Consider the following 11,372-nt stretch of genomic DNA (forward strand, 5'->3'; position numbering starts at 1 on the left):
AAAAAAAAAAAAAAAAAAAAAAAAAAAAAACTGAGTGAAAAAAATCAATAACCACCAGCACCCCCAAAAAAATAAAAAAAACCAGTACACACAGCAATATATCATAAAAGAAATAAAAAAAAAATTACTTGGCCCCGCTGGAGGTACGGGCCGGGGGGCCGCCGCGGGGACGAAGTCGAGCCCGGCCAAGGCCGCCGCGGCCTCGCGGTCCAGCAGGACGAGGCGGGCGCAGCCGCGCGGGAGGAGGCCGCGCGCGGCGCGGGCGCGGAGCCTGCGCGCGGCCCGGCGGTGGCGGGCGAAGGCGTACCGGCTCACCGCGCGGCCCCGCTCGCGCTGCCCGGCGCGGGCGAGCGGCGGGGACACGTCGAGGAAAAGCAGGTGGAAGCGGGTGCCCCGGCGGCGGGCGGCGAGGGCGAGCAGGGCGCGCACGAAGGGCAGCGTGCCGCAGTCGTGCACGAGAAGGCTGTCGCGGGTGCCGAGCGCGGCGCGCAGCAGGACGCGGTGGTGGTCGAGCCGGACGAGGGGCCGGTAGAGGGCGTAGGGCAGGGCGGGCAGCCGGGCGGCCCAGCGCGCGCGGGTGTCCTGCGAATCGAGGGTGCGGGCGGCGGCGAGGCGGTTCAGGAGCGTCGACTTGCCGCTTCCCGGCAGCCCGGAGACGGCCACCAGATCGCCCTCGGCGAACCGTAGCCGCCGGGGGGCGTACGGGGTGCCCGCGCGCGCGTCCAGCACGAGGGGCGCGACCGGGTGCGCGGGCGTGTTCCCGGCGCGCGCGGTGTCCGCCCCGGCGGCCTCGCGCCGTGCCCCCGTCCTCGCGCGCTCCTCCGGTCCGCCGCGTTCCGTGCCCGTCCGCTGTCGCATCGCGCATCCTCCCCCGTGCTCGCGGTCCGCCCGCCGCACACCCCCCAGAGTAAAGAGAAGGTAATGCGGACTACCGGGACAGTGCCCAGCCCGGGGGTGCGGGAACCCCGGCGTGACGTACCTCGCCACCGGGGGGCGGGATGCCCCTTCTGTCACCGGGAGGGGCGTGCGATGATGGCGGCGGTCCACCGCTTCTCCACGGCGCGGGGACCCGTGAGCTGGACAACCTCATACCGGCCGCTTGAATCCGCGCGGGAGAGTCCCGGGAGCCGCACAGCCGCTCCGGGGCGCCGAAGGAGCAAGTCCCTCCCTTGAATCTCTCAGGCCCCGATACCGCGCGGGCGAGGCACATCTGAAAAGCGGGCCGGGCGACCGGCCCCACCCACGGTGCAAGTCCGCCCGCCGCGCGCGGGTCATGGCGAACCTCTCAGGTCCCGATGACAGATGGGGAGGAAAGACCTCACCCGTCTCGTCCCTGGAGCCGACCGTATGAGCACGCCCGAAACACCCCTCCGCACGACCGCGCTCGACGCCGCGCACCGCGCCCTCGGCGCCACGATGACCGACTTCGCCGGCTGGGACATGCCGCTGCGCTACGGCAGCGAGCGCGAGGAGCACACGGCGGTGCGCGAGCGCGCCGGGCTCTTCGACCTCTCCCACATGGGCGAGATCACCCTCACCGGGCCGCAGGCCGCGGACCTGCTCGACTTCGCGCTCGTCGGCAACATCGGCTCGGTGAAGGAGGGCCGCGCCCGCTACACGATGATCTGCCGCGAGGACGGCGGCATCCTGGACGACCTCATCGTCTACCGCACCGGTGCCGACACCTACCTCGTCGTCGCCAACGCCTCCAACGCGCAGACCGTCCTCGACGCGCTGCGCGAGCGCGCGGCCGGTTTCGACGCCGACGTGCGCGACGACCGCGACGCCTACGCGCTCCTCGCCGTGCAGGGCCCGGCCGCCCCCGGCATCCTCGCGAAGATCACCGAAGCGGATCTCGACGGGCTCAAGTACTACGCGGGCCTGCCCGGCTCCGTCGGCGGCGTGGACGTCATGATCGCGCGCACCGGCTACACGGGCGAGGACGGTTTCGAGCTGTTCTGCGCGCCCGCCGACGCGCCGAAGCTGTGGGGCGCGCTCTTCGCCGCCGGGACCGGGGCCGGGATGGTGCCCTGCGGGCTCGCCTGCCGCGACACGCTGCGCCTCGAAGCGGGGATGCCGCTGTACGGGCACGAGCTGAGCACCTCGCTCACGCCGTTCGACGCGGGCCTGGGGCGCGTCGTGAAGTTCGAGAAGACGTCGAACGGGGGCCGGTTCGTCGGCCGCGCGGCCCTGGAGGCCGCCGCCGAGAAGGCCGCGAGCACCCCGCCGCGCAAGCTCGTCGGGCTGATCGCCGCGGGGCGTCGGGTCCCGCGCGCCGGGTACGCGGTCGTGGCGGGCGGGCAGGCCGTCGGCGAGGTCACCTCGGGCGCCCCCTCGCCGACGCTCGGCAAGCCGGTCGCGATGGCCTACGTGGACGCCACGCACGCCGCGCCGGGCACGGAGGGCGTCGGCGTCGACATCCGGGGCACGCACGAGCCGTACGAGGTCGTGGCGCTGCCCTTCTACAAGCGGCAGAAGTAGCCCCCGCCCCACCGGCACGGCAGCGGCCCCGCCCCACCGGCACGGCAGCGGGCCCCCGCCGCCCACCGGGCGCGCGGCCTCCTCTCGTGCCCTCGCCCGCCGCGCCCTCGGCACCCCCTTTCCCACCACTCCCCCGCGTACAGGAGAATTCAGGCCATGAGCAACCCCACGAACCTGCGGTACAGCAAAGAGCACGAGTGGCTGTCGGCCGCCCAGGACGGCATCTCGACCATCGGCATCACGGGCTACGCCGCCGGTCAGCTCGGTGACGTCGTCTACGCGCAGCTCCCGGAGGTCGGCGACAGCGTCGAGGCCGGGGAGACCTGCGGCGAGCTGGAGTCCACGAAGTCGGTGAGCGACCTCTACTCGCCCGTCAACGGCGAGGTCACCGAGGTCAACGCGGACGTCGTCGAGGACCCCTCGCTCGTCAACTCGGCCCCCTTCGAGGGCGGCTGGCTCTTCAAGGTGCGCGTCAGCGAGGAGCCCGGCGACCTGCTGAGCGCCGAGGAGTACACCGCCTTCGCCGGCTCCGACGACTGACGGCGCACGGACGACGACGCACGGACGACGCACGATAGGGACTGAACTCTTGTCTTCGCTCCTCAACACCCCGCTCCACGCGCTCGACCCCGAGGTCGCCTCGGCCGTGGACGCCGAGCTGCACCGCCAGCAGTCCACGCTGGAGATGATCGCCTCCGAGAACTTCGCCCCCGTCGCCGTCATGGAGGCGCAGGGCTCGGTGCTCACCAACAAGTACGCGGAGGGCTACCCGGGCCGCCGCTACTACGGCGGCTGCGAGCACGTCGACGTGATCGAGCAGCTCGCGATCGACCGGGTCAAGGCGCTCTTCGGCGCCGAGCACGCCAACGTGCAGCCGCATTCGGGCGCCCAGGCGAACGCCGCCGCGATGTTCGCGCTGCTCAAGCCGGGCGACACGATCATGGGCCTCAACCTGGCCCACGGCGGTCACCTGACCCACGGCATGAAGATCAACTTCTCCGGCAAGCTCTACGACGTCGTCGCGTACCACGTGGACGAGGAGACCGGCCGGGTCGACATGGACCAGGTCGAGAAGCTGGCGCGCGAGGCGCGGCCGAAGCTCATCGTGGCCGGCTGGTCCGCGTACCCGCGTCAGCTCGACTTCGCCGCGTTCCGCCGGATCGCGGACGAGGTCGGCGCCTACCTCATGGTCGACATGGCGCACTTCGCCGGGCTCGTCGCCGCCGGTCTGCACCCCTCGCCGGTGCCGCACGCGCACGTCGTCACGACGACGACGCACAAGACGCTCGGCGGCCCGCGCGGTGGCGTGATCCTCTCGACCGCCGAGCTGGCGAAGAAGATCAACTCGGCGGTCTTCCCCGGCCAGCAGGGCGGCCCGCTGGAGCACGTGATCGCGGGCAAGGCGGTGGCCTTCAAGGTCGCGGCCTCGGAGGAGTTCAAGGACCGCCAGGCGCGGACCGTGGAGGGCGCGCGCATCCTCGCGGAGCGCCTCGTCGCCGCCGACGTCGCCGAGCACGGCGTCTCGGTGCTCTCGGGCGGTACGGACGTGCACCTCGTCCTGGTCGACCTGCGGCACTCGGAGCTGGACGGCCAGCAGGCCGAGGACCGGCTCCACGAGGTCGGGATCACGGTCAACCGCAACGCGGTCCCGAACGACCCGCGTCCCCCGATGGTCACCTCGGGCCTGCGGATCGGCACCCCGGCGCTCGCGACGCGCGGTTTCGGCGCGGCGGACTTCGCCGAGGTCGCCGACATCATCGCCGAGGCCCTCAAGCCCGGCCACGACGCCGCCGCGCTGCGCGCGCGGGTCACGGCGCTCACCGGGAAGCACCCGCTGTACCCGGCGCTCGGGGCCTGAGTCCCGGCCCGGCCCGAGGAGCGGCGGTGGCCGCTCGTGCCCGGTCCGTACGGGGTCACGACGGCCTCGTACGGACCGGGCACTCCCGCTCCGTACGCGTACCGGCGGCCGGCACGGGTACCGCCCACCACCCGTACGGGCGACGGAGCCCGCAGGGGTGCGCGCCGCGCCCGCGAGGGTGGCGCGTGCACGCGGCGCCCGAGGCGGCGCCGGAGCGCCCGAGGCGGCGTCGCAAGCGCGTGCGGGGTGCCGAAAACGCCCGGACGGGTCCTTCGTTCCCTTTCCGGCGCGTCCCGCACACTGGGGAGTGACCCCCGGCGCGCGGGACGGGCCGCGCGCCCCCACCCCGCCGTCCTCCCCGTCCTTGTCCTTCCGCACATCCCCCGTTCCCGGGCGGACACCGGTGTCCGCCTTTTGAGGAGTGTTCCGTGGCCATCTCGGTCTTCGACCTGTTCTCCGTCGGCATCGGCCCCTCCAGCTCGCACACGGTGGGCCCCATGCGGGCGGCGCGCATGTTCGCGCTCCGGCTCAAGAACGAGGGGCTGCTCGTGCCGACCGCGCGGGTGCGCGCCGAGCTGTTCGGCTCGCTCGGCGCCACCGGGCACGGGCACGGCACCCCGAAGGCGGTGCTCCTCGGCCTGGAGGGCGCCTCGCCCCGTACCGTCGATGTCGAGCACGCCGACACGCGCGTGGAGGAGATCCGCTCGGGCGGGCGCCTCTCGGTGCTCGGCGCGCACGAGATCCCCTTCGACTACGACGAGGACCTGCTGCTGCACCGCCGCGAGGCGCTGCCGTACCACGCGAACGGCATGAAGGTGTTCGCGTACGACGAGACGGGCGCGCTGCTCCTGGAGAAGACGTACTACTCGGTCGGCGGCGGTTTCGTCGTGGACGAGGACGCGGTGGGCGAGGACCGCATCAAGCTGGACGACACCGTGCTGAGGTACCCCTTCCGCGCGGGTGACGAGCTGCTGCGGCTCACGCGGGAGACGGGGCTCTCGATCCCCGCGCTCATGCTGGAGAACGAGAAGGCGTGGCGCACCGAGGACGAGATCAGGACCGGTCTCCTGGAGATCTGGCGGGTCATGAAGGACTGCGTGGCGCGCGGGCTCACGCGCGAGGGCATCCTGCCGGGGGGCCTCAAGGTCCGCCGCCGGGCGGCGGCCTCGGCGCGTCAGCTCCGCGCGGAGGGGGAGCCGCTCGCCCGCGCGATGGAGTGGATCACGCTCTACGCGATGGCCGTGAACGAGGAGAACGCGGCGGGCGGCCGCGTCGTGACGGCGCCGACGAACGGCGCGGCGGGCATCATTCCGGCGGTGCTGCACTACTACATGAACTTCGTGCCGGGCGCCGACGAGGAGGGCGTGGTGCGCTTCCTGCTCTCGGCGGGCGCGGTCGGGATGCTCTTCAAGGAGAACGCCTCGATCTCGGGCGCGGAGGTGGGCTGCCAGGGCGAGGTGGGCTCGGCGTGCTCGATGGCGGCCGGGGCGCTCGCGGAGGTCCTGGGCGGCAGCCCGGAGCAGGTCGAGAACGCGGCCGAGATCGGCATGGAGCACAACCTGGGCCTGACCTGCGACCCGGTCGGCGGCCTCGTCCAGATCCCGTGCATCGAGCGCAACGGCATGGCGGCGGCGAAGGCCGTCACGGCGGCCCGCATGGCCCTGCGCGGCGACGGCAGCCACCTCGTCTCGCTCGACAAGGTCATCAAGACGATGCGCGACACGGGCGCCGACATGTCCGTGAAGTACAAGGAGACGGCCCGGGGCGGGCTCGCGGTGAACATCATCGAGTGCTGAGGCGCGAACGGGCCGGGGTTTCCGGGCCGGACGGCTGGATGACCCAATGGCCGGGCCCCTGGTCGCCGTTCGGGTCCCGCTCGGCCCGGCCGCGCGCCGTTCCGCACCCTCCCGCACCGCCCCGGTCGCCGCCTCCGGACGGCGATCCCGGCGCGGTCCGGCAGGGGGGCCTCCCGCCGGGTCGGCGGGCGTGGGATATTTGCCGCGCGGCAATAATCAGGGAATTTCCCGCCGCCGGGGCGGGTCGGCGTAGGGTCGGTGGCTCAGCAGGGGGCGCCGCCCCCGTCCCCGTGACGCCGAGGAGGAACCGAGCCGATGGCGACTGCCGGGAGCGTGGAAAGGCTGGCGGAGCTGCTGGCCGGCGAGCAGGAACGCCTCACCGGGGAGTGGGTGGAGCGGGCGCTGCCACCGCTCCAGGGGCGGGTGAGCGCGCCCGAGGTGACCCAGGAGCTGCACGAGCTGTACGCGGCGGTGCTCAACGCCCTGCGCGCGGGCTCGCTCGACCACCGCGCGGAGCCGTACGCCGAGGTGCGCGGGCTGCTCGTGGAGCTCTCCCGCAACCGGGCCAGGCAGGGCTTCACACAGACGGAGACGGCGCTCGGCGTCTTCCTCCTCAAGGAGATCCTGCAAGCGGAGCTGTCCGGCTCACGCGCCGACCTCGCCGCCTTCCTCGACTTCTCCCGGCTCGTGGACGCTCTCGGGCTCTTCACCGTGGAGGCGCACGCCACGACGCGCGAGGCGATCATCACGGCGCAGGCCGAACAGTTGCTGGAGCTGTCCACGCCGGTCGTGAAGGTGTGGGACGGCGTGATCGCCGTGCCGCTCGTCGGGACGCTCGACTCGGCCCGTACGCAGGTCGTCATGGAGAAGCTGCTCCAGGCGCTCATCGACCACAACTCGACCCAGGCGATCATCGACATCACCGGCGTCTCGGCCGTGGACACGCAGGTGGCGCAGCACCTGCTCAAGACGGTCGTGGCGGCGCGGCTCATGGGCGCCGAGTGCACGATCTCCGGGATCAGGCCGCAGATCGCGCAGACCATCGTCGGGCTCGGCATCGAGTTCGGCGACATCGTCACGAAGTCCTCGCTCGCGGACGGGCTCGCGCACGCCCTGCGCCGGATCAAGGCGGACCGCGAGTCCGACGAGGCGGACGGCTCGATCGTGCCGGGAGGACTGCTGTGAGCGAACGCGTCCCGATCCTGCGGATCGGCGGGACGCTCCTCGTGCCGATCCAGGTCGAGCTGGACGACCAGAGCGTCCTCGATCTCCAGGAGGACCTGTCCGAGGAGATCGTGCGCACCGGCGCGCGCGGCGTCGTCATCGACATCTCGACGCTGGAGATCGTGGACTCCTTCGTGGGGCGGATGCTCGCGACGACGGCCGCCGTCTCGCGCGTGCTCGACGCGGAGACCGTCGTCGTCGGGATGCGCCCGGCCGTCGCGATGACGCTCGTGGAGCTGGGCCTCTCGCTCGGCGGCGTGCGCACCGCGCTCGACCTGGAGCAGGGGCTGCGGGTGCTGCGCCGCGCGGGGCGGACGGGTCCGGAACGCGGATGACGAGTCCCCAGCCGGCGCCGGCGCCGACGCAGACGATGACCATCGCCACCAACAACGACGTGGTCAAGGCGCGTCAGCTGGTGCGCGCCCTCGCCCAGGAGAGCGGCCTCTCCCTGGTGGAGCAGACGAAACTGGTGACCGCGGCGAGCGAGCTCGCCCGCAACACGCTGGTCCACGCGGGCGGCGGCGAGCTGTGCGCGAGCCGGGTCAGCACGGGCGGGCACGAAGGAGTACGGCTCGTGTTCCGCGACGAAGGCCCGGGGATTCCCGAGCCCGACCTCGCCCTCACCGACGGCTGGACCTCGGGGGACGGCATGGGGCTCGGGCTCAGCGGCTCGCGACGGCTCGTGGACGACTTCGCCCTCGACACCTCGGTAGGCGAGGGGACGACGGTGACGGTGACGAAGTGGGCGCGCTAGAGGGTCCGTACGGGCGGGCCCGGCGCGGGCGGCCGGTCGACGCGTACGACATGCCGCGCGCCGAGGACGTCTCCTGGCTGCGCGTGGACGTCGCGCTGCCGGCCGCGGCGCGCAGCGCGGCGGCACACCTGTGCCACCGGCTCGGTTTCGGGGCGCGGCGCACCTCGGAGGTCGCGCTCGCGGTGACCGAGGCGGCGACGAACCTCCAGCGGCACGCGGGGGACGGTTCGCTGCTGCTGCGCCTGGTCCGCACCCCGGACGAGGCCGCGCTGGAATTCCTGGCGCTCGACAGCGGGCCCGGTATGTCCGACGTCGCGTACTCGCTGCGCGACGGGGCCTCCTCGGCGGGGACGCTCGGGGTGGGGCTCGGCACGATCGGGCGGCTCGCCGACAGCTTCGGCATCCACTCGCTGCCCGGGCGCGGGACGGTGGTCACGGCGCGGTTCTGGCCGGACCGCGCGCGCGGCCCGCACCGGCCCGAGCCGCTCGTCGCCGGGCTGACGCGGCCGATCAGCGGCGAGACCGTGTGCGGCGACGCCTGGGCGGCGCGCCCTGTCCGCGCGGAGGACGACGGGCCCGGCTCCGTCCTCGTGATGATGTGCGACGGGCTCGGGCACGGGCCGCTCGCCGCGCGGGCCGGGGAACTCGCCGTGGAGGCGTTCCTGGGCAGCACGGCGCGGGAGCCGGACGAGGTGCTGCGGGGGCTGCACGAGGCGCTGCGGGGCGGGCGCGGCGCGGCGGTGGGGATCGCGCGGCTCGATCTCGCGACGCGGCGAGTGCGGTTCTGCGGGGCGGGGAACATCAGCGCGTACGTGATCGGCGAGGGGCGGCGGCGCTCGCTGGGCTCCGCGCCGGGGATCGTGGGACACCAGCTGCCGCGGCTGCGGGTGTTCGAGGACGTCATGGCGGGCGTGGACGGGACGCTCGTGCTGCACTCGGACGGCCTGACCTCGCGGTGGGAGCCGGACGACTTCCCGGGGCTGTTCGCCCTGGCGCCGCTGAGCGTGGCGGGGCAGATCTTCAACCAGGCGGCGGTGCGGAGGGATGACGCGGGGGTGGTCGTGGTGCGGGTTCCCTGACGGGGGGTGCGGGGACTCGCTGGTGCGCCTCGCGGGGCTCCGCCCCGGGCCCTCTTTCGGGGCTCCGCCCCGGACCCCGCTCCTCAAACGCCGGAGGGGCTGAGTTTGTGGCCCGCCGTCGGCCCGCCGCCGGGGGGCTGGGTTGGTTGTCGCTGTCCCGCGTGTGGACCCTCCCGGTGGTGGGGGGCCGTCGGGGGCAGCAGGGTGGGGGGTATGACGACGGTGACGGGTGAAGTCAGTGGGGCGCGGTGGGAGCCGCCGGAGCTTCCCGAGGCGCGGGGGGATCTCTCCGCGCACCTGCTCACGGCGCTGCGGGCGGGGCGCGACGCGCCGCCCTGGGGGCCGCAGGCGGCGCGCGTGGACCCGCTCGGCGAGGACCTGCACCTCGCGCTCTTCGTCCTCTACGGCCTCCAGCGCGGCGGCTGGGCGGGGCTGCCGCCCACCGCCGAGTGGGAACCGCTGCTGCTGGGGCTGCGCCGCCCCCTGGAACGTCGCTTCCTGGAGGCCCTGCGCGGTCTCACGCGCGGCGCCGAGGACGTCTCCGCGGCCTTCGCCGATCTGCTCGTACGGCCCGAGGGCGGCGATCCGACGAGCGTGAGCGGCGTCCTGGAGCGGGACGGGAAACCGTGGCAGATCCGCGAGTACGCGGTCCTGCGGACGCCCGCGCGCGAGGGCGAGGACGACGGGCCCGCCTGGGCGCTGCCCCGGCTGCCCGCGCGCGCCCGGGCCGGGTTGCTGTCCGTCCTGCACGCGCGGGCCGGACACGGACAGCCCGCGCGCGGCCACGCCGCGCTCGCCGAGGCGCACCTGCGCGCGCTCGGTCTCGACCCGGCACCCGGCAGGTACGTGGACGCGGTGCCCGCCGCGTCGCTCGCGCTCGCGAACCTCGGAGCGCTCTTCGGCCTGCACGGAGCGCTGCGCGGCGCCCTCGTGGGCCACGCGGCGGCGTGGGGCGTCCTGCTCCCGCGCGCGGCGGGCCGCGTGAGCGCGGCGCTGGAGCGGACCGGGGCGCCGGAGGAGGCGAGCCGCTACCCGCGGGCGCGGGCCGAGGCGGGCGCCGCCGAGGAGCAACTGCTGCGCGCGGAGGTGCTGGCGCCGCACCTGCTCGCCGAGCCCGGCCTGGAGGCGGACGTCGTCCTCGGCATCGAGGCGACGAGCCTCCTGGAGGACCGGCTCGCCGCGCACACGCTCGCGGCGTGGGAGACGGGCGCCTCGGCCCTGCGGCTGCCGGTGGCGCTCGCGGAGGATTGAGGGGCCGGAGGACTGAGGGCCCGTGGCGCGCGGGCCGGAGCTGCCCGCCGGTCGCCCCCCGTACCGCCGCTCCCCCGCGCCGCCCCGGACGCGTCCGCATCGTGAACGGGCGGAACGCGGCCCGTCCGCGCGGGCGTACCTTTCGGTGCACTATGACCACCACTCCCGTACGCGCAGCGGCAGCAGAGGCAGAGGACGAGACCCGGGCGACGGCCGTCCTGCACGCCGAGGAGGTGGAGCTCGTCCGGGAGGGCGCTCTCCTCCTGGACCGGGTGTCGCTCACCGTCCGCGAGGGCGAGCACTGGGCCCTGCTCGGTGCCAACGGCGCGGGCAAGACGACGCTCCTGAGCCTGCTCGGGGCGCTCGGCCACCCCACGCGCGGGCAGGTCGAGGTGCTGGGCCGCCGGCTCGGGCGCGTGGACCTGCGGGAACTGCGGACGTACGTGGGCCACGTCAATCCCCGCCACCCGCTGCGCAGCGCGCTGAAAGTGCGTGACGTGGTGCTGACCGGGCTGACCAACAGCGTCGAGCCGCTGCCGCGCTGGCGCCCCGACGCGGAGCAGCGCGAGCGCGCCGAGCGGCTGATCGCGACGCTGGGGCTCGGGCACCGCGCGGAGGCGACCTGGCCGACGCTCTCGCAGGGCGAGCGGGGGCGGGCGCTCATCGCGCGTTCGCTCATGCCGGAGCCCCGGCTGCTGCTGCTCGACGAACCGGCGACCGGGCTCGACGTCGCGGGCCGCGAGCAGCTCATCGAGAGCATCGAGGCGCTGACCGCGGGGCGGCCCGCGCTCGCCTCGGTCCTCGTGACGCACCACCTGGAGGAGCTGCCGCCCGGCACGACGCACGCGCTGCTGCTGCGCGGCGGCAAGGTGCTCGGGAGCGGTCCGGTGGACGAGGTCCTGACGAGCGAGTCGGCCTCGGAGTGCTTC

General features: G+C 74.1%; 11 protein-coding genes and 1 riboswitch. Of the genes, 10 read left to right on the plus strand and 1 reads right to left on the minus strand.

Features of this window, described 5'->3' with window-relative positions; all coding sequences use genetic code 11:
* A partial coding sequence (locus SSBG_RS35665; RefSeq protein WP_008745518.1) for an AAA family ATPase occupies positions 1–858 on the minus strand: 858 nt, incomplete at its 3' end.
* A 242-nt stretch (positions 859–1,100) separates the two neighbouring features.
* Positions 1,101–1,204, plus strand: a riboswitch (glycine riboswitch).
* Positions 1,205–1,347: 143 nt separating this feature from the next.
* Here SSBG_RS35665 and gcvT point away from each other — a divergent pair.
* The 10 genes from gcvT to SSBG_RS07120 form a co-directional block, all read left to right on the plus strand.
* Positions 1,348–2,481, plus strand: a complete 1,134-nt coding sequence (gene gcvT, locus SSBG_RS07075; RefSeq protein WP_008745519.1) for a glycine cleavage system aminomethyltransferase GcvT — start codon at positions 1,348–1,350, stop codon at positions 2,479–2,481.
* Positions 2,482–2,637: 156 nt separating this feature from the next.
* Complete coding sequence (gcvH, locus tag SSBG_RS07080; protein WP_008745520.1) at positions 2,638–3,021, plus strand: glycine cleavage system protein GcvH; 384 nt, start codon at positions 2,638–2,640, stop codon at positions 3,019–3,021.
* A 49-nt stretch (positions 3,022–3,070) separates the two neighbouring features.
* Positions 3,071–4,339, plus strand: coding sequence for a serine hydroxymethyltransferase (gene glyA / locus SSBG_RS07085; protein WP_008745521.1), 1,269 nt, complete (start codon positions 3,071–3,073; stop codon positions 4,337–4,339).
* Positions 4,340–4,767: 428 nt separating this feature from the next.
* Positions 4,768–6,135, plus strand: a complete 1,368-nt coding sequence (locus SSBG_RS07090) for an L-serine ammonia-lyase (protein WP_008745522.1) — start codon at positions 4,768–4,770, stop codon at positions 6,133–6,135.
* 315 nt (positions 6,136–6,450) lie between these two features.
* Entirely contained in the window at positions 6,451–7,320 is an 870-nt protein-coding gene (locus SSBG_RS07095) for an STAS domain-containing protein (RefSeq protein WP_037869136.1), read from the plus strand.
* On the plus strand, positions 7,317–7,694 hold the full coding sequence (locus tag SSBG_RS07100) for an STAS domain-containing protein (RefSeq protein ID WP_008745524.1): 378 nt from the start codon (positions 7,317–7,319) through the stop codon (positions 7,692–7,694). The genes SSBG_RS07095 and SSBG_RS07100 overlap by 4 nt, the downstream gene beginning before the upstream one ends.
* Entirely contained in the window at positions 7,691–8,113 is a 423-nt protein-coding gene (locus tag SSBG_RS07105; protein ID WP_008745525.1) for an anti-sigma regulatory factor, read from the plus strand. Before SSBG_RS07100 ends, SSBG_RS07105 begins: the two co-directional genes overlap by 4 nt.
* A complete protein-coding gene (locus SSBG_RS07110) occupies positions 8,101–9,192 on the plus strand; it encodes an ATP-binding SpoIIE family protein phosphatase (RefSeq protein ID WP_008745526.1) in 1,092 nt (363 codons plus the stop codon). Before SSBG_RS07105 ends, SSBG_RS07110 begins: the two co-directional genes overlap by 13 nt.
* Positions 9,193–9,405: 213 nt before the next feature.
* Positions 9,406–10,443 carry an iron-containing redox enzyme family protein gene (locus SSBG_RS07115; protein ID WP_037869138.1) on the plus strand — a complete coding sequence of 346 codons (1,038 nt, stop codon included), beginning with the start codon at positions 9,406–9,408 and terminating at the stop codon, positions 10,441–10,443.
* Positions 10,444–10,595: 152 nt separating this feature from the next.
* The coding region (locus SSBG_RS07120; RefSeq protein WP_008745528.1) for an ABC transporter ATP-binding protein at positions 10,596–11,372 on the plus strand (777 nt) is incomplete at its 3' end.

This window comes from Streptomyces sp. SPB074 (genome assembly GCF_000154905.1).
GTDB lineage: Bacteria > Actinomycetota > Actinomycetes > Streptomycetales > Streptomycetaceae > Streptomyces.